Origin of the sequence: Sphingobium sp. PNB (assembly GCF_019873065.1) — a bacterium.
Classification (GTDB): Bacteria; Pseudomonadota; Alphaproteobacteria; order Sphingomonadales; family Sphingomonadaceae; genus Sphingobium; species Sphingobium fuliginis.
This window is the reverse complement of the sequence record NZ_JAINEZ010000012.1, coordinates 1-22,231: the sequence shown is the minus strand read 5'-3', so window position 1 is coordinate 22,231 and position 22,231 is coordinate 1. Positions and strand designations below refer to the sequence as shown.

The window sequence follows — 22,231 nt, the reverse complement described above, 5'->3', positions numbered from 1 at the left end:
CGGACACAAGGGGTTTGAGAGGCGTCTTCGGAAATACGCCTCCCAGCGCATTTCAGAGGCGGCGCCGGCCGGCGCCGAAACCCAACAAAAGGCCCGCCATGCGCATCGTTTATATGGGAACCCCGGATTTCGCCGTGCCGGCCCTGGCGGCATTGGCAAAGGCCGGGCATGACATCGTCGCCGCCTACAGCCAGCCGCCCCGCCCGGCCGGACGCGGCAAGGCGCTCCGTCCGTCCCCCGTCCATGCGAGGGCGCTGGAAATGGGCATAGAGGCGCGCACGCCGGTTTCGCTGAAGGATGCCGGGGTGCAGGCCGCCTTCGCCGCGCTGAACGCCGATGTGGCCGTGGTCGCCGCCTATGGCCTGATCCTGCCTCGCCCGATCCTGGAGGCGCCGCGCCTGGGCTGCATGAACATCCACGCTTCCCTCCTGCCTCGCTGGCGCGGCGCTGCGCCGATTCAGCGCGCCATCCTCGCTGGCGACAATGTCACGGGGGTCACCATCATGGACATGGAGGCAGGGCTGGACACCGGCCCGATGCGCGCCAAGCATGTGACGCCCATAGAGGACAAGACCGCCGGCGCGCTGACGCAGGAACTGGCCGAAGCCGGCGCGGAACTGATGGTGGAGGTGCTGGACGACCTCTCTCTCCACCCGCCGGTCGCCCAGCCGGAGGAAGGCGTCACCTACGCCTCCAAGATCGAAAAGGCGGAATCGCGGATCGATTTCAGCCGCGACGCGCATCAGGTCGAACGGCAGGTGCGCGCCTTCAACCCCATGCCGGGCGCCTTCTTCGAATATCGCGGCGAACGGTTCCGCATCCTCGCCGCCCATGTCGAGGAGAATGACGGCCCGGGGGGCGAGTTGCTCGACAACAGCCTGCTGATCGGCTGCGGCCATGGCAGCATCCGCCCGACGCTGATCCAGCGCGCGGGCAAGGGCGCGATGTCGGCGGGCGAATTGCTGCGCGGCTATGACATGCCCGCCGGCAGCCGGATCGACGCCTGACCCCATGACCCGTTTCGCCTTCACCGTCGAATTCGATGGCCGCCCCTTCATGGGCTGGCAGCGGCAGGCCCATGGGCCGAGCGTGCAGCAGGCGATGGAGGACGCCATCTTCGCCGTCACGGGCGAACAGGTCGCGGTCCATGCGGCGGGGCGGACCGATGCCGGCGTCCACGGCCTTGGCATGCGCGCCCATGCCGACATTGCGAAGGACATCGCGTCCTTCCGCCTGATGGAGGCGCTGAACGCGCTTCTCCGGCCGGCGCCGGTCGCGATCCTTGCCTGCGAGGCCGTGGCGGACGACTGGCATGCGCGCTTCTCCTGCACCGGCCGCTCCTATGTCTATCGCATCGCCAACCGCCGCGCCCCGCTGACCTGGGAAAATGGGCTGGTCTGGCGGGTGATCCAGCCGCTGGATGCGGACGCGATGCAGCAGGCCGCGCAACTGCTGGTCGGTCGGCACGACTTCACGACCTTCCGCTCGGTCCACTGCCAGGCGGAAAGTCCGGTGAAGACGCTGGACCGGCTGGATGTGGAGCGTGCGGGCGACCGCCTCGCCATCCATGCGGAGGCGCGGTCCTTCCTGCACCATCAGGTGCGGTCGATGGTGGGATGCCTTGCCATGGTGGGCATGGGGCGCTGGTCGATAGGCGATCTGGAGGCGGCGCGGGACGCGAAGGACCGGGCGGCCCTGGGATTGAACGCGCCGCCCGACGGACTCTACTTCGTGAGGGCGCGTTACCCGGGCGAGTAATCATGCTCCTGCGCAGGCAGGAACACTACATCCTAGAGGCTTGCCCGGAACGGCGTGAAATTCGTGCCCTCGTCGAAAACGTCCAACCCCTCCGCGCGCTTGAGGCGATTGACCACCACATAGGTCACGGGCGTCAGCACCGCTTCCCACGTCACCTTCATCAGCCAGTTGGTGACCATCACCGTCGCCACCTGCGCGTTGGTCCAGTCTCCATAAAAGGCGAGCGGATAGAAAAGCAGGCTGTCCACCCCCTGCCCCACTACCGTCGATCCGATGGTCCGCATCCACAAATGCCTGCCCTGCGTCAGCAGCTTCATCTTGGCGAGGACGAAGCTGTTGGCGAACTCCCCCGCCCAGAAGGCGGTGACGGAGGCGAAGACGATGCGCCACGTGCTGCCGAACACGGCCTCATAGGCCTTCTGGTCCGGCCATCCCTCCGCCGGAGGCAGCTTCACCACCACCCAGCTCATCAGCGCCATGAACAGCATTGCGCCAAAGCCCGCCCAGACGCATCGCCGCGCCCGCGCATAGCCATAGACTTCCGTCAGCACGTCGCCCAGCACATAGCCCAAAGGAAAGAAGAGGATGCCCGCGCCAAAGGTGAAGCCGCCCAGCGTCGACAGCTTCGCCGCGCCGATCAGGTTGGACAGCAGCAGGATCGCGACGAAACCGGCCATGCAGAAATCGAAATAGCGCAATGGGCGCGCACCCAGCGCATAGGCGTCGATTTTCCTTACCCCCGCATCGCTCATGCGCCCCTGCATATCGGGCCGGCGCGCAAATGCAATGCCGCCCATGATTGCAAGCCGGTCAAAGCCCCGCTATCGAACGCGCCGACGGCCCCGTAGCTCAGCTGGATAGAGCATTCGCCTTCTAAGCGAATGGTCACAGGTTCGAATCCTGTCGGGGTCGCCATTTTGCGCCAGTTCAGCGCTTTTCGGGGCGGCCGGCCCGTTCCCGGATCGGCCGCATCGCTTCATGGACCATGCCGCTCAGCAGCAGGCTGCCCTGCCGCGACAGATGGTCGTCGTCGGAATAAAGCGGCACGCCATGCATCATCGTCGCGCAATGGCCGGTGCCGCAGAGCAGGCGGTGCGGATAGACGACGCCGGCCGCGAAGCGCCGCCGCATCTCGTCGAAGGCGCCGAACACGTCGCGCTGCCGCCGCAGATAATCCGCCAGCGGCAGGTCCAGTTGCGCCGGTTCGCTGTAGAGTTCCGCCCGCGCAAGGCTTTCCGGCACGTTGCGGCGGAATTCCGGAATGGGCGCGACCAATATGACCCGCTTGCCCATGCCGGTCAGTGTCCGCACCGTTTCCTTCAGCCCCGCGCGAAACAGCAAGGCGTCGCGCTTGAGGCTCCGGTCGTCATTCCCGTCCCGGCCGAGATAGCAGGGCGTCCCGCCTTCGGGACGGCGTCCATTGGCGCACAGGCCCCAGCGGGACACCAGGAAGACCGCGTGGATCGTCGGACTGTCGCGCAGCATCGCCAGCACCTGCGCGTTGAAGGCGCTGCAATCATGGCTGGCGGGCTGGTCCAGCCGATCCAGCCCCAGCAGGGTGGGACAGGCGGGGTAGGATGCGATCCGTCCGGAAAGGCCCAGCGCATCGCCTGCCTGATCGAATGCGGGTTTCAGCGCATGGGCGTGGGAATCGCCCCAGAGCAGGAAACTGGGCGCCGTGCCGTTATGCGCGCCCACCGCGCACAGCACCCGGTGCCGCACCGCCGCCATGCCCGAACAGCGCTCCGGCAGATAGGCCATGCTCCGGCTCGCCGCATCGAGCGCGGCGACGGAGGGCGCCACTCGCGCGGGCAGGCCGCCGGACAGGTAGAGCAGCGCGCCCGCTCCGCACCCCGCCGCCATCATCGCGCCGGCGAGCGCGAAGGCGCGGCCTGCCGTGAAGCGACGAGCCCGGCGGAACGGCTCCTCAATGAAGCGCCAGGAGAAAGCGGCGAGGAGGAGCGAGAGCAGGATGATGAGCAACTGCTCCCGCAACCGCCAATCGCCGTCCGTGCGATAGGTCCAGAAGACGACAAGCGGCCAATGCCACAGATAGAGCGAATAGGAGATGCGGCCGACCGCCACGGGCACCGCGCCGCCCAGCAGATGGCTGACCGCCGACCCGCTCTGCCCTGCATGCAGGATCAGTAGCGCCCCCAGCACCGGGTAAAGCGCGTTCAGCCCCGGAAAGGCCGTCGCGCTGGAAAAGCCGAACAGCGCCCAGCCGATCGACGCCACCCCCGCCAGCGCGCAGAGCTGCGCCGCCCAACGGTTCCGCAGCGGCGGCAACATATCCGTTGCCAGCAACGCGCCCGCCAGCAACTCCCAGGCGCGGGGAAAGGGAAGGTAGAAGGCCAGCACCGGCGCACGGTCGACCAGCAGCAGCGCCGTGGCGAAGGACAGAAGCGCCACCACCCCCAGCAGGAGCCGCGTCCGCCCGCCCGTCCGAAAGGCACACAGCATCAGCAGCGGGAAGAGGATGTAGAATTGCTCCTCCACCGCCAGCGACCATGTGTGCAGCAGCGGCGCTTCTTCCGCGGCGCTGCCGAAATAGCCGCTATGCCGCGCGAAATGGAGGTTGCTGGCGAACAGCACCGTCGCCGCGGCGCTCAGGCCAAGCGCGCGATAGTCCAGCGGCAGCAGGATCTGGCTGCCGGCGATGATGGTGACGGCGATGGTCGCGAACAGGGCGGGGAATATCCGGCGGATGCGCCGCACATAGAAATCGGTGAGGCTGAACCGGCCTTCCGCCAGCTCCCGCGCAACGATCGAGGCGATCAGATAGCCGGAGATGACGAAGAAGATGTCGACGCCAACGAAACCTCCGGAAAAGGGCCAGAGGCGGACATGATAGAACAGCACCGGCAGCACCGCCAATGCGCGCAGCCCATCGATGTCGCGCCGATAGGCAACGGACGGGCTGGCCTCCAGCGCGGACGGCGCGGGCAAGGCCGGACAGGATGCGCTGGCGGCGATGCTTTCCCTCCTCTTTTCCGGGATCTGGCAGGCGCTGATGGTGATAGAGCCTGTCTCGACCGGCGCATCGGCGCATCGGGACAGCCGCCAGGGTCAAAGGTGTTAGGGGGCTGGCTGGAAGACGCAAGGAAGGGACGCGCAAGGGAGGCGCGCCTAGTCCGATCGGTCAGTCGCCGCCGCCACGCCCTTCCGCTGAACGCAACAGCAGGTCGTCGGTCACCGTCATGGTGAAGATGGGATCGGCGTCCGGCGGCACCTCCGCTATGGCGTCGACGAAGGCGGCGCGCGTCTCGGGATCGTCATAGACCATCTTCTGATCGAAAGCCGCGCGCCAGCTCGCCTCGTCCGGCCATTCGGCATAGCCGACGAAGCGCCCGTCGGCATCACGATGCAGGCGCGAACCATAGCTGCCATATTTCTCGCGGATCAGGTCGGTTCCCCGGCGCCAGGCCTTGCGGAACTGATCCTCCTTGCCGGGGTGAACGCGCCACCAATAGACCGCGACGAACATCGTGCCTCTCCTTTGCGCAGGAGAATGACGCTCCCCGGCGAAGGTTGCGACAAAAAAGGCGCGCAGGACCGGCCTGCGCGCCCTTCCTCAAACCCCCAACTCGGATCAGAGGACCGACTGGCCGGTCTTTTCCCAGTCCGCCAGGAAGCCGGCAATGCCCTTCTCGGTCAGCACATGGTTGAACAGCGCCTTGATGACGGACGGCGGCGCGGTCATCACGTCGGCGCCGATCTTCGCGCTTTCCAGCACATGGATCGGGTGACGCACGCTTGCGACCAGGATTTCCGTGGCGAAGGAATAATTGTCGTAGATCAGGCGGATGTCCTCGATCAGCTTCATGCCGTCGAAGCCATTGTCGTCATGTCGCCCGACGAAGGGCGAGATGAAGGTCGCGCCCGCCTTGGCCGCCAGCAGCGCCTGATTGGCCGAGAAGCAGAGGGTGACGTTCACCATCACGCCATCCCCAGTCAGCGCCTTGCAGGTCTTGAGGCCATCGATCGTCAGCGGCACCTTGATGCAGACATTGCCGGCGATCTTCCGCAAGACCGCGGCTTCCTTCATCATCGTCTCATGGTCGAGCGCGACGACCTCCGCCGACACGGGGCCTTCCACGATGCCGCAGATTTCCTCCACCACCTCCAGGAACTTGCGGCCCGACTTGTGGATCAGCGAGGGGTTGGTGGTGACGCCGTCCAGCAGGCCGGTGGCGGCGAGTTCGCGGATTTCATTGGTGTCGGCGGTGTCGACGAAGAACTTCATGGATCTGCTCCGGCAGAGGAAGGGACGAATCGCGTTTCCTTTAGCGGCTCCATGACGGATTAGCCATTATTGCCGGAGGCTGCCCCTTTACCTTCCGCCCGGCGCAACATTATGACGGCGGCACCTTTCCAAAGGACCGATCCATGCCCCGCCGCCAGCGTCCCCGCCACATATCGGACGCGCTGATCCCCGTCGGCCTCCTGGCCGCCTCGCCCGCCTTAGCCGCCAGCCAGGAAAATCAACTGTGGACGACCGAATCGCTGGTCGTGCAGGCAAGCGATGCGGACCTTGTGTCGCTCGACCTCAGCCAGCGCTTCCGCCAGGCATCCTCCAATGGCGGGCAGCAGACGGTGCGCGTCCTGATCGACCATCGCGTCGCCAGGGCGGTGCAGATCGGCGGCGGCCTCGCCTTTTTCCGCTCCGAACCGGAACAGGAAATGCGGCTGTTCCAGCAGGTGACGCTGACGAAAGGCATCTGGATGAGCCGCACCCGCATCGAACAACGCTTTTTCGATACCGCCGACAGCGTAAGCTGGCGGCTGCGGCAGCGGGCGCAGGCCTCGGTGCCGCTCGACGCGGCGAAGCGATGGACGCTGATCGCGGCGGCCGAGCTGATGTTCCACCTGAACCGCGCCCGCCCGGGCGACAAGATGGGCCTCGCCGTCATGCGCAACCAGATCGGCCTGCGCCATCCGATCGGCAGGGCGCTGGACGCGCAATTGCTCTATATGCGGCAGCAGACGTTCCGCGAGAGCCGCACCGATGCGGTGGCGCATATCCCCTGGCTGACATTGAGCTGGAAGATCTGACGCTTCTGCCTTGCCTCGCCCGCCCCTGCCATTAGGGAGAGGGCAATGAGTTCGCGCGCCCGTGTCATCCTGCTGAACGCCGCCCTGGGGCCGCTGGACTATCGCGTGCCGCATGGGATGAACGTCAAGCCCGGCAGCATCGTCGTCGCGCCGCTGGGTCCGCGCCAGATCGTCGGCGTGGTGTGGGACGAGGACAGCTTTCCCGAAATCGAGACGGTGGGCGACAACCGCCTGCGTAACATCGTCGGCCCGGTCGACGCGCCCCCGGTGCCGGAGACGCTGCGCCGCCTGATCGAGTGGACGGCGGACTATTATCTCGCCCCCATCGCCGCCGTGCTGCGCATGACTCTGGCGTCCATGGCGGCGCTGGAGGGCGCGCGCACCGTCATCGAATATCGCGCCACGGGCGACCTTCCTGACCGCATGACCGAACAGCGCACCCAGGCGATGGAGCGCATCGGCGAACGGCAGGGGCTGATCCGCGAGCTGGCGATGATCGGCGGAGTCAGCGACGCGGTGATCCGCGGCCTCATCAAGGCGGGCGCCTTCGAAGCGGTGGAGGTCAGCGTCGACACCCCCTTCCCCATGCCGAATCCCGATCATGCCCCGCCGCTGCTGTCCGACGGGCAAGGCGCGGCCGCCGACCAGTTCATCGAAGCGGTCAGGGAACGGGCCTTCGCCCCCTTCCTGCTCGACGGCGTGACCGGATCGGGCAAGACGGAAGTCTATTTCGAAGCTATCGCCGCCGCTATCCGCGAGGGACGGCAGGTGCTGGTGCTGCTCCCCGAGATCGCGCTGACCGAGCCCTTTCTGGAGCGTTTCGAAAAGCGCTTCGGCACGGTCCCCGTCAACTGGCACAGCGGCCTGCGCCAGAGCGAGCGGCGGCGCGCCTGGCGGGCGATCGCGGCGGGCGAGGCGTCGGTGGTGGTCGGCGCCCGCTCCGCCCTGTTCCTGCCCTATCCCAATCTGGGCCTGATCGTGGTGGACGAAGCGCATGAGGCGAGCTTCAAGCAGGAGGATGGCGTCCACTATCATGCCCGCGACGTGGCGGTGATGCGCGGCCTTATAGAGAAATTCCCGGTCATCCTCGCCTCCGCCACCCCCGCCATAGAGACGCGGCATCAGGTCGAGCTTGGCCGCTACAGGGAAATCAAGCTGCCTTCCCGCTTCGGCGGCGCGGCCATGCCGGACATAGAGGGCATCAACCTGCTCACCGACCCGCCGGAGCGCGGCCGCTGGATCGCGCCGCCGCTGGTGCGCGCCATCGACGAGACGATGGAAAAGGGCGAGCAGAGCCTGCTCTTCCTCAACCGGCGGGGCTATGCGCCGCTGACGCTCTGCCGCCATTGCGGCTATCGCTTCCAATGCCCCAATTGCACCGCCTGGATGGTCGAGCACCGGCTGACCCACCGCCTGGCCTGCCATCATTGCGGCCATGTCATCCCCGCGCCGCGCTTCTGCCCGGAATGCAAGGAGGAGGATTCGCTGGTCGCCTGCGGTCCCGGCGTCGAGCGCATCGCCGACGAGGTGAAGGCGCTCTGGCCCAATGCGCGCACCGCCATCGTCACCTCCGACACGCTCTGGTCGCCCGCCAAGGTCGCGGAATTCGTGAAGTCGGTGGAGGCCGGCGCGGTCGACATCATCATCGGCACGCAGCTCGTCACCAAGGGCTATCACTTCCCCAACCTGACGCTGGTGGGCGTGATCGATGCCGATCTGGGCCTCGAAGGCGGCGACCTGCGCGCGTCGGAACGCACCTTCCAGCAGATCGTGCAGGTCGCCGGACGCGCCGGGCGCGGGCAGAAACCGGGCCGCGTCTTCATCCAGACCCGCATGCCGGAGGCAGAGGTCATCAAGGCCCTGATCGCAGGCGATGCAGAGCGCTTCTACGAGGTGGAGACGGAGAATCGCCGCCACGCCAACGCCCCGCCCTTCGGCCGCTTCGCCGCGATCATCGTGTCCAGCGAGGATGCGGACGAAGCCGCCGAGGTCGCGCGGCTGATCGGCAAGTCCGCGCCCTCGATCGACGGGATGCGCGTCTACGGCCCCGCCCCGGCCCCGCTTTCCGTGCTGCGCGGGCGGCACCGCCACCGCCTGCTGATCCACGCGACGCGGCAGGTCGACGTGCAGGACGCAATCCGGGACTGGCTGGGCAACCTCAGCTGGAAATCAGGCACAAGGGTGGCGGTCGACGTCGACCCCTACAGCTTCATGTGATGGCCCGAGCACCCATGGAAAGCCCCTGCGTCAACATCTGCAGGCTCGACAAGGCCGGGCGCATCTGCACCGGTTGCGGGCGCACGACGGACGAAATCCGACGCTGGGCAGGGATGAGCAAGGCCCAGCGCCGCGCGATCATGGAGCGGTTGAAGAGGCTTTCTTCCTAGCGGCCTCGGCATCGAAGCGCTTCTTGAGCGCCAGCGCGGCGTCCCGCGTGCCGGAGGGGTGCGGGGAATAGGCCAGCGGGTCGAGCAGTTGGGATGCCTTGGCATAGTCCCCCCGGAATGCGAGGGCCTGCACATAGGTCATCCGATATTCCGGGCTTTGCGGCAGCAGCAGAAAGGCCTTGGCCAGGCCGTCATAGCCGATGTCCGGCATCAGCCCGCCCTTCATCGCATGATAGCGGTAGAACAGCGCCAGCGGCACCGGGTCTTCCGTATCCGCGCGATTCGCCTTGACGATGGCCTTCAACGCAGCCTTCCAATCCTCCTCCTTGTCATCGTCCTGCGCCCGCTCCAGCAATGCCCGCGCCCGCGCGCTATAGGCCCGCGACAGTCCGGGATCGAGCGCGATCGCGCGATCGGCGTCGGCCAGCGCCGCCGCCTTCTCCTCCGCCTCCCACTCCGCCTCCGCCAGCAGCGCCAGCGCATAGGCGCTGGACGGGAATTTGGCGGCGGTGGCGCGGATCGCACGGACGATGTCGGGCAAATCTTCTGTGCGGGGATGGTTCATCAGCCGCAATTCATCCTCGATCAGCGCACCCTGCGCCGGATCGACCGGGCCGATCGCGATGGCTCCCACCGTCACTGCGCTGGGATCGAGCCGCGATGCCGACAAGGGACGGCGCATATAGGCCTTCAGGTCCTTTTCCAGCCCCTCGACGCCCCCGGCAAAATAGCCATCCAGCTTCATATCCGGCACGCCGGCCGCCAGATCCTTCAGATAATGGCTGATTTCCGCCCGCCGGTCGGCCTTATACTGGAAATAATGGGTGAGCAGCCAGGCCGTGCCATAATAGCGATCCCCATCCCGCAGCCCCAGCCCGTCCGTATCGCGGGCGAACAGGTCCTTCAGCGGATAGGGCGAATCCTGCACCAGCGTGGGCGCCCGCGCCATCGGGATGCGGCCGAACTGGATCGACCCGTCCTTGGGGAATTTCACGGCGGAGAAAAATTCCGCGAAGCCCTCCACATACCAGGCCGGATAAGCCGCCGGGAAATGATGCAGCATGAAATGATGGGTATATTCGTGGAACAATATGTCCTCGGCACCCACATCATAATCGCTCGTCTTCGCGCCCCGCGCCAGGACGGCATAAGCGAAGCGATCCGACGTCGTGTAGAAACCGCCGATATTGGGATTGCGCGCCAGCGCCTTCACCTTGGCGTCGTTGGATAGAAGATAGACATGGACCGGGCTGCCCGCCTCCGGATCGTCGACGCCGGTCACGCGGCGCAACAGGCCGTCGAATTTTTCCAGCTTCTCGGCAAATTCATGCAGCCTGGCTTCGCTGCCGTCGCTCATGATGGTGAAATGCCGGCTGTTCGCCTGCAACCACGCCGCCTGCGCCGTACCCGGCATGATCGCCAACGCGCCCGCCAGGAGCAGCAGCCCCTTCAACACCCGAATCGTCACGCCACCCCCTGCAACGGCGTTGAACCCCGGCGGCACTCATGGCCGACAGTCTGCTGAAAGAAAAGCGAAAAGCGTGGTTTCAGCCCCGGCTTTCGCGCTCCAGCAGGGCCTGCTTGCGCCGCGTGCCATAGGCGTATCCGCCCAGGCTCCCATCGCTCCGCAACACTCGATGGCAAGGGATCAGCACGGCCAGATTGTTGTCGCCGCAAGCCGTCCCGGCGGCCCGCACGGCGCCTGGCCTGCCGATGGCCGCCGCAATTTCGCCATAGGTGCGCGTCTCCCCCGGCGGGATCGCGCGCAAGGCCGCCCATATCGCCTGCTGAAACGCCGTCCCGCACACATCCATCGGCAAGTCCGGCGGCTCCGACGGATCGTCGATCAACCGCACGACCTGCGCCGCCAGGGCCGAAAGCCCCTCGTCGGCAGGCAGGATCTCCGCCTTGGGGAAGCGCCGGCGCAAATCCGCCTCATCCTCGTCGAAGCTGATCCGGCAAAGCCCCCGCTCGGTCCCCGCGATCAGCGCTGGCCCCAGGCCGGTCTGCACCACCGCATGGCGAATCGCCACGCCCCGCCCGCCATCCTTCCAGGCGCTGGGCGTCATGCCCAGATGCCGTTCCGCATCGGCATAGGCGCGACTGGGCGCATTATAGCCCGCCTCATAGATCGCGCCGGTGACGCTGCTCCCCTCCTCCAGCGCGCTTTTCAGCCGTTCGGTGCGCAGCGATCGGGCGTAGGCGGCCGGCGTCATCCCCGTTTCGCGCTTGAACAGCCGGTGGAAATGATGCGGCGCATAGCCCGCATGCGCCGCCACCTCCTCCAGCGAGGGCGGGGTCTCGGCGGCAGCGATGAAGGCGATGGCCGCCTCCACCGCCAGCCGGTCGCGCCCGACCTCGTCGGGGCGGCAGCGCAGGCAGGCGCGGAAACCCGCCGCCCGCGCTGCCTCCGGGTCGGCAAGGAAGATCATATTCTCCCGCCGGGGATGCCGCGCCGCGCAGCTCGGCTTGCAATAGATGCCGGTGGTCAGCACGGCGCCCACGAACCGCCCGTCGAAGCTCCGGTCGCGCCCCAGAAAGGCGTCCCAGCAGGCATCTGCGTCCGGCATGGCGTGGATCGGGGCTTCGGGCTGTCTCATCTGGGTCATGAATAAGGGATAGCCGCGCCCGACGCATCAGCCTTCCCGCCGCTTGCCCTCAAAAAGCGGCTCCACGCTTTTTTGCGCATTGCCTCAATCCCACCATCGCATATGAATGCCGCCAACCATGGTCCCACTATTCCGTCGCCTCGCCCCTGTTCTGGCCGCGCTCCTGGCTCTTGCCGGGCCCTCCGGCGCGCATGCCGAACAGCAGGACATCGCAGCCGCCGCCCGCGGCGTTGTCCGCGTCGTGCTGGTCGCGACCAACGGCTCCGACGCCTATTTCGTGGGCCATGGCAGCGGCTTCGCGGTCGCGCCGGACAAGATCATCACCAACGCCCATGTGGTCGAACTGACGCGGGAGGAGAAGGACCTTGTCATCGGCGTCATCCCTTCGGAGGGGACGAAGACCTATGGCGGCCGGATCATCGCCTTCTCGCCCGGCAACGACCTGGCGCTGATCCAGTTGGAGGAAGGCAGCCTGCCGGTCAGCACCTTCTACGCCGGGGCGGTGAGCGACGGGCAGCATGTCACCGCCATCGGCTATCCCGGCACGGTGGACCGCGCGCAGGGCCTTGGCCTCAAGCAATTGGTGGAACCGCTCGGCACGGTGAAGACCAGCGGCACTGTGTCCTCAGGCAGGGCCAGCCAGAATTTCGATACGGTGCTGCACACCGCGCCGCTGGCCGCAGGCAATAGCGGCGGGCCGCTGGTCGACGATTGCGGCCGGGTGCTGGGGGTCAACAGTTTCGGATCGGTCTCCGACGGCAATGATGCGGAGTTCGGCTTCGCCGTGTCCTGGCGGGAAGTCGCCTCCTTCCTGCGGCAGGCCGGCATATCGTCGCTGCACACCGTCGTTCCCTGCCGCTCGATGGCGGAGGCGGACGCCGCCGAAGCCGCCCTCGCCCAGCGGGAGGAAGCGCGGAGCGAGCAATCCGAACGCGCTCGCGCGGACGCTCGCGAAGCCGCGCTGGACAAGGCCCGCGACACGGCCGAACGCGACGTCATTTCCGCCCGGGAAAATGCGATGGCGGGCGCCGCCGTGCTGCTGGCGCTGGCGGTGCTCGGCCTCGGCGCAGGCGGCCTGTTCTACAGCCAGGGCCGGGAACGGCGCGCCACCTGGTGGCTGGCGGGCGGCGGCGTCCTGCTGTTCGCGGCGATCGGACTGTTCTTCCTGAAGCCCAGCTTCTCCAGTATCGAAGAACGCATCGAACTGCCGCAGGACGCGAACGTCATGGGCAACAACGCCTATGCCTGGGCCGGCGACAATGTCTGCCGGGTGGACGTGAATCGCAGCCGGCTCACCATATCCCAACCCAATGACATCGGATTCCATTGGGCGGAGGGGGGCTGCGTCGACGGCGACACCCAATATGTCTCCTCCGGCACCGGCTGGCAGCGCGCGACCGTTCCCGACGACCATAATTTCGTGACCATCAGCCGCTTCGATCCGGCAACGGGCACGCTTCGGGTCCAGCGCTGGCTGCCCGACATCGACACCATGGCAAAGGCCCGCGCGCTTGGTGGCGGCGCGATCAAGGGCTGTGGGAGCGATTCTGCCCTGCTGGGGAAAATCGCCACGCTGCAGAACGATCTCGCCGCCCTGCTTCCGGCCCAACCCAATGAACGGATCGTCTACCATTGCCAAAAGGGTCGGCTCACCCCCGAGGGGAAATAAAAGCGGGGCGGCGCCCAACGATTCGTCCCATATAAAAACTCAGTCAAATCGCGATGATTTCATACTGACGGTCGAATCGCGTTCCATGGCTTGCATAGTCACAATCCCACTGCTAACCGGCCCCCCAACAGGGGACCGGGACGGACAGAACCGCGCCCCCTTTTTGCATGACCGGCAATTCAAAATGCCAGAATCAAGTGGAGGACGGTAAGCGCGTGGAGACGACCGGCGGTATTCAGGCCAGCCTCAGCGGCCGCTATGCGGTGGCGCTGTTCGATCTGGCCCGCGACGGCAAGACGCTCGACACCGTCGCGGCGAGCTTGGCTGCGCTCAAGGCGGCACTGGCCGAATCGGCCGATTTCAAGGGCCTGGTGAACAGCCCCGTCCTCAGCCGCGACGCAGCGGGTAAGACGATCGCCGCCGTCGCATCCTCCATGGGCCTCGACCCGCTGACGACGAATTTCCTGGGCGTGCTGGCCCAGAACCGCCGCCTTTCCCAGCTGCCCGCGATCATCCGCGCCTATGAAACGCTGCTGTCGAATCACAAGGGCGAGGTTCGCGCCGAAGTGACGAGCGCCCATCCGCTCGACGCCGGGCAGGTTAGCGCCCTGCAACAGGGCCTGCGCGCCCGCGTCGGCCGCGACGTCGCGCTCGATGCCAAGGTCGATCCCGCGATCCTGGGCGGGCTGGTCGTCAAGATCGGCAGCCAGATGATCGATTCCTCCATCCGCACCCGTTTGAATAGTCTCGCCCACGCGATGAAAGGCTGAAAGGCTGAACATGGATATCAACGCCGCAGAAATTTCGAAGGTCATCAAGGACCAGATAGCCAATTTCGGCACCGAAGCGCAGGTGAGCGAAGTCGGTTCCGTGCTGACCGTGGGTGACGGCATCGCCCGCGTCCATGGCCTCGACAACGTCCAGGCGGGCGAAATGGTCGAGTTCGCCAATGGCGTGCAGGGCATGGCGCTCAACCTGGAAGCCGACAATGTCGGCGTCGTGATCTTCGGCTCGGACGCCGAGATCAAGGAAGGCGACACCGTCAAGCGCACCGGCACCATTGTGGACGTGCCCGTCGGCAAGGGCCTGCTTGGCCGCGTGGTCGACGGCCTCGGCAACCCGATCGACGGCAAGGGCCCGATCCAGTACACCGAACGCAAGCGCGTGGAAGTCAAGGCGCCGGGCATCATCCCCCGCAAGTCGGTGCACGAACCCGTGCAGACCGGCCTCAAGGCGATCGACGCCCTCGTCCCCGTCGGCCGCGGCCAGCGCGAGCTGATCATCGGCGACCGCCAGACCGGCAAGACCGCCGTCGCCATCGACACCTTCATCAACCAGAAGGGCATCAACGCAGGCGACGACGAGTCGAAGAAGCTCTACTGCATCTACGTCGCCGTCGGCCAGAAGCGCTCGACCGTCGCGCAGATCGTCAAGCAGCTCGAAGAAAATGGCGCGATGGAATATTCGATCGTCGTCGCCGCGACCGCTTCGGAACCCGCTCCGCTCCAGTATCTGGCGCCCTACACCGGCGTCACCATGGGCGAATTCTTCCGCGACAACGGCATGCATGCCGTGATCGTCTATGACGATCTTTCCAAGCAGGCCGTCGCCTATCGCCAGATGTCGCTGCTGCTGCGCCGTCCTCCGGGCCGCGAAGCCTATCCGGGCGACGTCTTCTACCTGCACAGCCGCCTGCTGGAGCGCGCGGCCAAGATGAACGACGCCAACGGCGCCGGCTCGCTGACCGCGCTGCCCATCATCGAAACGCAGGCGGGCGACGTGTCGGCCTATATTCCGACCAACGTGATCTCGATCACCGACGGCCAGATCTTCCTCGAAACCAACCTCTTCTATCAGGGCATCCGTCCGGCCATCAACGTCGGCCTGTCGGTGTCGCGCGTCGGCTCCGCCGCGCAGACCAAGGCGATGAAGAAGGTTTCCGGCTCGATCAAGCTGGAGCTGGCCCAGTATCGCGAAATGGCGGCCTTCGCCCAGTTCGGCTCGGACCTCGATGCTTCGACCCAGAAGCTGCTGAACCGCGGTGCGCGCCTGACCGAACTGCTCAAGCAGGCCCAGTTCTCGCCCCTGCCCTTCGAAGAGCAGACGGCGTCGATCTTCGCGGGCACCAACGGCTATCTGGACAGCATCCCGGTCAAGGACGTGACGCGCTATGAAGAGCTGATGCTCGCCTATCTGCGCCACGACCATCCCGAGGTGCTGGCCGCCATCCGCGACAGCAAGGATCTGGGCGACGAGCCCAAGGCGAAGCTGAAGGCCGCGCTGGACTCGTTCGGCAAGACCTTCGCGTAACCCACCAACCCGTCATTCCCGCGAAAGCGGGAACCCATCTCCCGACCGAGCGCCCAGACGCAACGCAAGGGAGATGGCCCCCCACGGGGATGACGGAAAAAAGGAAGAACGAAGCTGCGATAATGCTCACCGCCCATTCCCTCCTTGCCTGGACCGTGATGTCGATCGGTCTGGTGCTGCTGCCGGGACCGGACACCATGCTGGTGGCTGGTCACGCGGCGCGGCGCGGGCTGAGGGCGGGAATGGCGACGATCGGCGGCATCCAGCTTGGCGGGCTGTTCTACATGGCGCTCTGCGGCTTCGGCTTCCTCAGCGTGTTGAACGCCGTGCCGGGCCTGTTCATGGCGGTGAAGATCGCGGGCGCTATCTATCTCGCATGGCTCGGCCTTTCGATGCTGCGCGGCGCGGTGAAGCCGTCGCCCGCATCGGAAGCGCCCAGGCTGCGGATCGGCGGATCGCCCTTCGCGCAGGGATTCATCAGCACCGTGCTGAACCCGAAGGTCGCGATCTTCTTCCTGGCCGCGCTGCCGCAGTTCGTCGGCACCGGTCCGGACGCACCATGGCAGGGCATGCTGCTGATCGCGATCGTCTATGGACTGGGTTTCTTCTGGTGCGCCCTTCTCGCGATCCTCGCCACCAAGGCGGGGCGCAAGGTCGGGCAGAGCAGCGCGATGCGCTGGTTCGAAGGCGCCATGGGCGTCGGTTTCTTTGGTCTCGCGGGCCGTCTGGCCCTTGCTCGGAATGTTTGAACTATGGCTAGCCTCAAGGAACTGAAGCTGCGCATCGGGTCGGTCAAATCGACCCAGAAGATCACCAAGGCCAAGCAGATGGTCGCCGCCGCGAAGCTGCGCAAGGCGCAGGCCGCCGCCGAAGCCGCCCGCCCCTATTCCAGCCGCCTGGAAGCGGTCGTCGCCAGCCTCGCCTCGAAGATCGCAGGCGGTTCGGGCGAAGGCGCCTCCCCGCTGCTGGCGGGCACGGGTAAGGACGATGTCCATCTGCTGGTCGTCGCCAATTCGGACCGTGGCCTTGCCGGCGCGTTCAACGCCAACATCGTCAAGGCCGCCCGCGCCAAGGCGGACGAACTGATCCAGCAGGGCAAGACCGTCCGCTTCTACCTGATCGGCCGCAAGGGCCGTCCGGTCATCAACCGCACCTTCCCCGGCATGATCGTCGCCCAGTTCGACACCACCGGCGTCAAGGAACCGGGCTATGCGCAGGCAGAGGAGATCGCCCGCGAACTGACCGACATGTATCTGAACGGCAAGTTCGACGTCGCGCATCTCTTTTTCTCGCGCTTCAAGTCGGCGCTCGCCCAGATCCCGACCGAGCAGCAGATCATTCCGGTGAAGATCCCGGCCGACGCCGACCGCAACGCCATCGGCGCGACGGTGGAATATGAACCGAGCGAGGAAGCGATCCTCGACGACCTGCTGCCGCGCAACGTCACGGTGCAGATCTTCAAGGCGCTGCTGGAAAACAACGCGTCCGAACAAGGCGCCTCGATGACCGCCATGGACAATGCGACCCGCAATGCCGGCGACCTCATCAACAAGCTGACCATTCAGTATAACCGCAGCCGTCAGGCCGCGATCACCACCGAACTCGTCGAAATCATCTCGGGCGCCGAAGCCCTTTAAGTGCAGGCAAGGACAGTAGTCATGGCAACCACCAACAATGTAGGCCGCATCAGCCAGGTCATCGGCGCCGTCGTCGACGTTACCTTCCCCGATGCACTTCCGGCCATTCTCTCGGCGCTGGAAACCAGCAACAACGGCCAGCGCCTCGTGCTGGAAGTCGCCCAGCATCTGGGCGAGAACACCGTCCGCACCATCGCGATGGACTCGACGGACGGCCTGACCCGCGGTCAGGAAGTGACCGACACCGGCGCGCAGATCAGCGTTCCCGTCGGCCCGGCCACGCTCGGCCGCATCCTGAACGTCGTCGGTGAACCGATCGACGAGCGCGGCCCGGTCGGCACCACCCTATCCGCCCCGATCCATGCCAAGGCGCCGGAATTCGTCGACCAGTCGACCGACGCCTCGATCCTGGTCACCGGCATCAAGGTCATCGATCTTCTCGCTCCCTATGCGAAGGGCGGCAAGATCGGCCTGTTCGGCGGCGCGGGCGTCGGCAAGACCGTGCTCATCCAGGAACTGATCAACAACATCGCGAAGGGCCATGGCGGCACCTCCGTCTTCGCGGGCGTCGGTGAGCGTACCCGCGAGGGCAACGACCTTTATCACGAATTCCTCGACGCCGGCGTCATCGCCAAGGACGCCGACGGCAACGCGATCAGCGAAGGTTCGAAGGTGGCGCTGGTCTACGGCCAGATGAACGAACCGCCGGGCGCCCGCGCGCGCGTCGCCCTGTCGGGCCTCACCATCGCGGAATATTTCCGCGACCAGGAAGGTCAGGACGTGCTGTTCTTCGTCGACAACATCTTCCGCTTCACCCAGGCGGGCGCGGAAGTGTCGGCTCTGCTTGGCCGCATTCCTTCGGCCGTGGGCTATCAGCCGACCCTCGCCACCGACATGGGCGCCCTTCAGGAGCGCATCACCTCGACCAACAAGGGTTCGATCACCTCGGTTCAGGCCGTGTACGTCCCCGCGGACGACTTGACCGACCCGGCGCCGGCGACCTCGTTCGCGCACTTGGACGCCACCACCGTTCTCAACCGCGCCATTTCGGAACTGGGCATCTATCCGGCGGTGGACCCGCTGGACTCGACCAGCCGCGTTCTGGAACCCCGCGTCGTCGGTCAGGAACATTATGAAACCGCCCGCGCGGTTCAGGCGATCCTCCAGAAGTACAAGTCGCTTCAGGACATCATCGCGATCCTGGGCATGGACGAGCTGTCGGAAGAGGACAAGCTGACCGTCGCCCGCGCCCGCAAGATTCAGAAGTTCCTGTCGCAGCCCTTCCACGTCGCGGAGGTCTTCACCGGCATCTCGGGCAAGTTCGTCCAGATCGAGGATACGGTGAAGTCGTTCAAGGCCGTGGTCGAAGGCGAATATGACCATCTGCCCGAAAACGCCTTCTACATGGTCGGCGGCATCGACGAAGCCATCGAAAAGGCGAAGAAGCTGGCTGCGGAAGCCGCCTGATCAACGCTCATATCCCCCTCTCCTTTCAAGGGGAGGGGATTTAGGACTTTCGAAGAATGGCACTGCATTTCGAACTCGTGACCCCGGAAAAGCTCGTCCGCTCGGAAGAGGTCTATCAGGTCGTCGTCCCCGGCACCGATGGCGACTTCGGCGTGCTGGAGGGCCACGCGCCCTTCATGTCGACCGTCCGTGACGGCACGATCCAGATCTTCGCCAACGCCGGCGCCGCCCCGGAAATCATCCCGGTTCGCGGCGGCTTTGCCGAGGTGAACGAAAAGGGCCTCACCGTCCTTGCGGAGCATGCCGGCTGACAAGCCAAACTGACCGCTGCTAAAAGCCAAAGGGCCCCGTTCCAAGTCGGAACGGGGCCCTTTGGCTTTCCAGACTGGCCGAACATGGCTCTCATCAGGATCATCAACGACCGAAATGCCCTATCGTTGAAGACTGGATGTCAGCCACCACGCCAACAGTTCGCATCTTGTGGGCAAGCATCGTCCTCCCGCCAGCCGAATGCAGACGCCATTCGAATGTCCAAGCAGGCCCCGCCCCGCTGCGGCGCCCGGCCACCCGACGCATTAGCCATTTATCAAAGTTTCCACGCTATTCACCTTTAACAACCATGGCTGATGCACATCATTTCGGCGGAGAATTATGAGCGCGTTTGGACGGAAAAATGGACCTGCGGGCATCAAGCCGGGTTTCGGCCTTGCCCGACCGATGCAGGGAGGCGCGCCCAAGGAAGAGATCAAGGGCGGCGAGCAGTTCCCGCCCCTGGACATGACGGCCCTGCCCCCGGAAGCCCCGCTCGATCCGCTCTCCGCGCCCACAAGCCAGATGCAGCGCAATGCCGACGCGATGCAGCGCCTGTCGGATCGCGCCAATGCCGAACATGCCGCCGATGCCGGACCGCAGGGGTTCGAAGCCTCGGTCCACAAGATCAAGGAGCAGGTGCTCCCCCGCCTGCTGGAGCGCGTCGATCCCGAAGCCGCCGCCACGCTGACCAAGGATGAGCTGGCCGAGGAATTCCGCCCGATCATCATGGAGGTGCTGGCGGAACTGAAGCTGACCCTCAACCGCCGCGAGCAGTTCGCGCTGGAAAAGGTGCTGGTGGACGAACTGCTCGGCCTGGGCCCGCTGGAGGAATTGCTGGCCGATCCGGACGTCAGCGACATCATGGTCAACGGCCCGGAGCAGACCTATATCGAAAAGAAGGGCAAGCTCCAGATCGCGCCCATCAAGTTCCGCGACGAAGAGCATCTGTTCCAGATCGCCCAGCGCATCGTCAACAAAGTCGGCCGCCGCGTCGACCAGACCACGCCGCTGGCCGACGCCCGCCTGCCCGACGGCAGCCGCGTCAACGTGATCGTGCCGCCGCTATCCCTGCGCGGCACCGCCATCTCCATCCGTAAATTCTCCGCCAAGCCGATCACGCTCGACATGCTCGCCCAATGGGGCGCGATGAGCCAGAAGATGTGCACGGCGCTGAAGATCGCCGGCGCCTGCCGCTTCAACATCGTGATTTCGGGGGGTACGGGTTCGGGCAAGACGACCATGCTCAATGCCCTCTCCAAGATGATCGACCCGGGCGAGCGGGTGCTGACCATCGAGGATGCGGCCGAACTTCGCCTGCAACAGCCGCACTGGCTGCCGCTGGAAACCCGCCCGCCGAACCTGGAGGGCCAAGGCGCGATCACCATCGGCGACCTCGTCAAGAACGCCCTGCGCATGCGCCCCGACCGCATCATCCTGGGCGAAATCCGCGGCGCGGAGTGCTTCGACCTGCTCGCCGCGATGAACACGGGCCATGACGGGTCCATGTGCACGCTCCACTCCAACTCCCCACGCGAATGCCTCGGCCGTATGGAGAACATGATCCTGATGGGTGACATCAAGATCCCCAAGGAAGCGATTTCCAAGCAGATTGCCGACTCCGTCGACCTGATCGTGCAGGTGAAGCGACTGCGCGACGGTTCGCGCCGCGTCACCAACGTCACCGAGGTGATCGGCATGGAAGGCGACGTCATCGTCACCCAGGAACTGTTCAAGTTCGAATATCATGACGAGGACGACAGCGGGAAGATCATCGGGGAATATCGTTCCATGGGCCTGCGTCCCTACACGTTGGACAAGGCGCGGCAGTTCGGCTTCGACCAGCCTTTCCTGGAAGCCTGCCTGTAACGACCTGCCCATAAGCGCATATTGCAACAATTGCTGCCGGCGGACATATTTCCCGCCGGCCTGCTTGCGCGGAGCTTGCATCACCGGCACATCGGACATTCCCCAGAAAGAGAGGAATGCCGATGAACCGTCTAGCCCGCGCCGCCCTGCTGCTGACCGGCCTGTCCCTGCCGCTGCTTCCCCTCGCCGCGCAGCATGCGCACCATCATCAGGCGGCCGATCCGATCGCGGCCGCGGTCGCCGCCCCCAGCCGCACCCCGGCCAATGCCGCTCGCGACACCTACCGCCATCCGGCCCAAACCCTTGCCTTCTTCGGGGTGAAGCCGGACCAGACAGTGGTCGAATATGCGCCCAGCGGCGGCTGGTACACGGAAATCCTGGCGCCGCTGCTGCGCGAAAAGGGCACCTTCTACGCGCTCCAGCCAACCGGCCGCTCTCTGGACGGCTACAAGGCGTTCCTCGCGGCAAAGCCGGACGTCTATGACAGGGTGAAGGTCGTGCCCTTCCCCGACCAGACCGGTCTCATTCCGGCGGGCAGCGTCGACACGCTGCTGACCTTCCGCAACGTGCACAATATGGTGATGGGCGGGACCGAAACGGCCACGTTCAAGACCTTTTACGACCTGCTGAAGCCGGGCGGGACGCTGGGCATCGTCGACCATCGCCTGCCCGAAGGGCGCGATACGGCGCTGGAGAAGACCAGCGGCTACCTCAAGGTATCGACCATCCGCCGCCTCGCTGAAGCGGCCGGCTTCGAATATGCCGGATCGTCGGAGGTCAACGCCAATCCCAGGGACACGGCCGACTGGGAAAAGGGCGTCTGGACGCTCCCGCCAACCCTGCGCAATGGAGAGGTCGACAAGGCGAAATATCTCGCCATCGGGGAAAGCGACCGGATGACGCTGCGTTTTCGCAAACCGGTGAAGTGAAACGGCGCGGACAAATAGGGGGCATCGTGCAGAAAAACCTGTCCTGAGCCCGTCGAAGGACGGGAACCGGTTCTGCTTGAAAGGATGCGACACGGAAAGCTGAAGCGCGGCCTGCGTCCGATTTAACGCCGCACGCTCCTTAACGCGCCGAGCGGCTGATTGGGGTGGATTGCGGACATTCCCCCTCCCGCAGGCGGGAGGGGGAATGTCCGCAATCCACCCCAATCAGCCG

The 22,231-nt window shown here is 65.7% G+C and carries 20 protein-coding genes and 1 tRNA gene; 15 read left to right on the top strand and 6 right to left on the bottom strand.

Annotated elements, in window-relative coordinates; translation table 11 throughout:
* Positions 1 to 98: 98 nt before the first annotated feature.
* Together fmt and truA are read left to right on the top strand one after the other, a co-directional pair.
* Complete coding sequence (fmt, locus tag K7W03_RS06345) at positions 99 to 1,007, top strand: methionyl-tRNA formyltransferase (RefSeq protein WP_222885822.1); 909 nt, start codon at positions 99 to 101, stop codon at positions 1,005 to 1,007.
* Between the two features lie 4 nt (positions 1,008 to 1,011).
* Positions 1,012 to 1,758: a tRNA pseudouridine(38-40) synthase TruA gene (truA, locus tag K7W03_RS06340; protein ID WP_025550417.1), complete on the top strand. Its 747-nt coding sequence runs from the start codon at positions 1,012 to 1,014 to the stop codon at positions 1,756 to 1,758.
* Between the two features lie 32 nt (positions 1,759 to 1,790).
* Here truA and K7W03_RS06335 read toward each other — a convergent pair whose 3' ends face one another.
* Positions 1,791 to 2,510, bottom strand: a complete 720-nt coding sequence (locus K7W03_RS06335) for a queuosine precursor transporter (protein ID WP_025550419.1) — start codon at positions 2,508 to 2,510, stop codon at positions 1,791 to 1,793.
* A gap of 86 nt (positions 2,511 to 2,596) precedes the next feature.
* On the opposite strand from K7W03_RS06335, the gene K7W03_RS06330 reads away from it, so the two are divergent.
* Positions 2,597 to 2,673: transfer RNA gene (locus K7W03_RS06330), tRNA-Arg, on the top strand.
* Between the two features lie 12 nt (positions 2,674 to 2,685).
* On the opposite strand, the gene K7W03_RS06325 is transcribed toward K7W03_RS06330, so the two are convergent.
* The 3 genes from K7W03_RS06325 to fsa all read right to left on the bottom strand — a co-directional run bounded on the left by K7W03_RS06325 (position 2,686) and on the right by fsa (position 6,004).
* Complete coding sequence (locus K7W03_RS06325; protein WP_226869759.1) at positions 2,686 to 4,707, bottom strand: acyltransferase family protein; 2,022 nt, start codon at positions 4,705 to 4,707, stop codon at positions 2,686 to 2,688.
* A 193-nt stretch (positions 4,708 to 4,900) separates the two neighbouring features.
* Positions 4,901 to 5,245: an antibiotic biosynthesis monooxygenase family protein gene (locus K7W03_RS06320; protein WP_025550459.1), complete on the bottom strand. Its 345-nt coding sequence runs from the start codon at positions 5,243 to 5,245 to the stop codon at positions 4,901 to 4,903.
* Positions 5,246 to 5,350: 105 nt separating this feature from the next.
* On the bottom strand, positions 5,351 to 6,004 hold the full coding sequence (gene fsa, locus K7W03_RS06315; protein WP_025550461.1) for a fructose-6-phosphate aldolase: 654 nt from the start codon (positions 6,002 to 6,004) through the stop codon (positions 5,351 to 5,353).
* Between the two features lie 143 nt (positions 6,005 to 6,147).
* Between fsa and K7W03_RS06310 the strand changes: the two genes are divergently transcribed.
* The 3 genes from K7W03_RS06310 to K7W03_RS06300 are packed head-to-tail and all read left to right on the top strand — an operon-like array spanning position 6,148 to position 9,200.
* Positions 6,148 to 6,813 carry a DUF2490 domain-containing protein gene (locus K7W03_RS06310; RefSeq protein ID WP_222885821.1) on the top strand — a complete coding sequence of 222 codons (666 nt, stop codon included), beginning with the start codon at positions 6,148 to 6,150 and terminating at the stop codon, positions 6,811 to 6,813.
* A 45-nt stretch (positions 6,814 to 6,858) separates the two neighbouring features.
* Positions 6,859 to 9,030, top strand: a complete 2,172-nt coding sequence (locus K7W03_RS06305; protein ID WP_222885820.1) for a primosomal protein N' — start codon at positions 6,859 to 6,861, stop codon at positions 9,028 to 9,030.
* Positions 9,030 to 9,200, top strand: a complete 171-nt coding sequence (locus K7W03_RS06300) for a DUF1289 domain-containing protein (protein ID WP_319024299.1) — start codon at positions 9,030 to 9,032, stop codon at positions 9,198 to 9,200. The genes K7W03_RS06305 and K7W03_RS06300 overlap by 1 nt, the downstream gene beginning before the upstream one ends.
* On the opposite strand, the gene K7W03_RS06295 is transcribed toward K7W03_RS06300, so the two are convergent.
* A complete protein-coding gene (locus tag K7W03_RS06295) occupies positions 9,169 to 10,614 on the bottom strand; it encodes a tetratricopeptide repeat protein (RefSeq protein ID WP_226869766.1) in 1,446 nt (481 codons plus the stop codon). The genes K7W03_RS06300 and K7W03_RS06295 overlap by 32 nt on opposite strands.
* 133 nt (positions 10,615 to 10,747) lie before the next feature.
* Positions 10,748 to 11,809: a bifunctional DNA-binding transcriptional regulator/O6-methylguanine-DNA methyltransferase Ada gene (gene ada, locus K7W03_RS06290; RefSeq protein WP_222885819.1), complete on the bottom strand. Its 1,062-nt coding sequence runs from the start codon at positions 11,807 to 11,809 to the stop codon at positions 10,748 to 10,750.
* A gap of 118 nt (positions 11,810 to 11,927) precedes the next feature.
* Between ada and K7W03_RS06285 the strand changes: the two genes are divergently transcribed.
* The 9 genes from K7W03_RS06285 (at position 11,928) to K7W03_RS06245 (ending at position 21,999) form a co-directional block, all read left to right on the top strand.
* Positions 11,928 to 13,478, top strand: coding sequence for a S1C family serine protease (locus K7W03_RS06285; protein ID WP_222885818.1), 1,551 nt, complete (start codon positions 11,928 to 11,930; stop codon positions 13,476 to 13,478).
* Positions 13,479 to 13,693: 215 nt separating this feature from the next.
* Positions 13,694 to 14,248 (top strand): F0F1 ATP synthase subunit delta, encoded by a 555-nt coding sequence (locus K7W03_RS06280; RefSeq protein WP_048576191.1) that lies wholly within the window; start codon positions 13,694 to 13,696, stop codon positions 14,246 to 14,248.
* Between the two features lie 10 nt (positions 14,249 to 14,258).
* A complete protein-coding gene (gene atpA, locus K7W03_RS06275) occupies positions 14,259 to 15,788 on the top strand; it encodes a F0F1 ATP synthase subunit alpha (protein ID WP_044661763.1) in 1,530 nt (509 codons plus the stop codon).
* Positions 15,789 to 15,910: 122 nt separating this feature from the next.
* On the top strand, positions 15,911 to 16,537 hold the full coding sequence (locus tag K7W03_RS06270; RefSeq protein WP_222885817.1) for a LysE family translocator: 627 nt from the start codon (positions 15,911 to 15,913) through the stop codon (positions 16,535 to 16,537).
* Positions 16,538 to 16,540: 3 nt separating this feature from the next.
* On the top strand, positions 16,541 to 17,425 hold the full coding sequence (locus tag K7W03_RS06265; RefSeq protein WP_061940214.1) for a F0F1 ATP synthase subunit gamma: 885 nt from the start codon (positions 16,541 to 16,543) through the stop codon (positions 17,423 to 17,425).
* 21 nt (positions 17,426 to 17,446) lie between these two features.
* Positions 17,447 to 18,892, top strand: a complete 1,446-nt coding sequence (atpD, locus tag K7W03_RS06260; protein ID WP_025551231.1) for a F0F1 ATP synthase subunit beta — start codon at positions 17,447 to 17,449, stop codon at positions 18,890 to 18,892.
* 56 nt (positions 18,893 to 18,948) lie between these two features.
* A complete protein-coding gene (locus K7W03_RS06255; protein ID WP_044661760.1) occupies positions 18,949 to 19,203 on the top strand; it encodes an ATP synthase F1 subunit epsilon in 255 nt (84 codons plus the stop codon).
* 340 nt (positions 19,204 to 19,543) lie between these two features.
* The gene (locus K7W03_RS06250) at positions 19,544 to 21,070 is read left to right on the top strand and encodes a CpaF family protein (protein WP_025551234.1); all 1,527 of its coding nucleotides are present in this window, start codon (positions 19,544 to 19,546) and stop codon (positions 21,068 to 21,070) included.
* A gap of 122 nt (positions 21,071 to 21,192) precedes the next feature.
* Entirely contained in the window at positions 21,193 to 21,999 is an 807-nt protein-coding gene (locus tag K7W03_RS06245) for a class I SAM-dependent methyltransferase (protein ID WP_222885816.1), read from the top strand.
* Positions 22,000 to 22,231 lie beyond the last annotated feature (232 nt).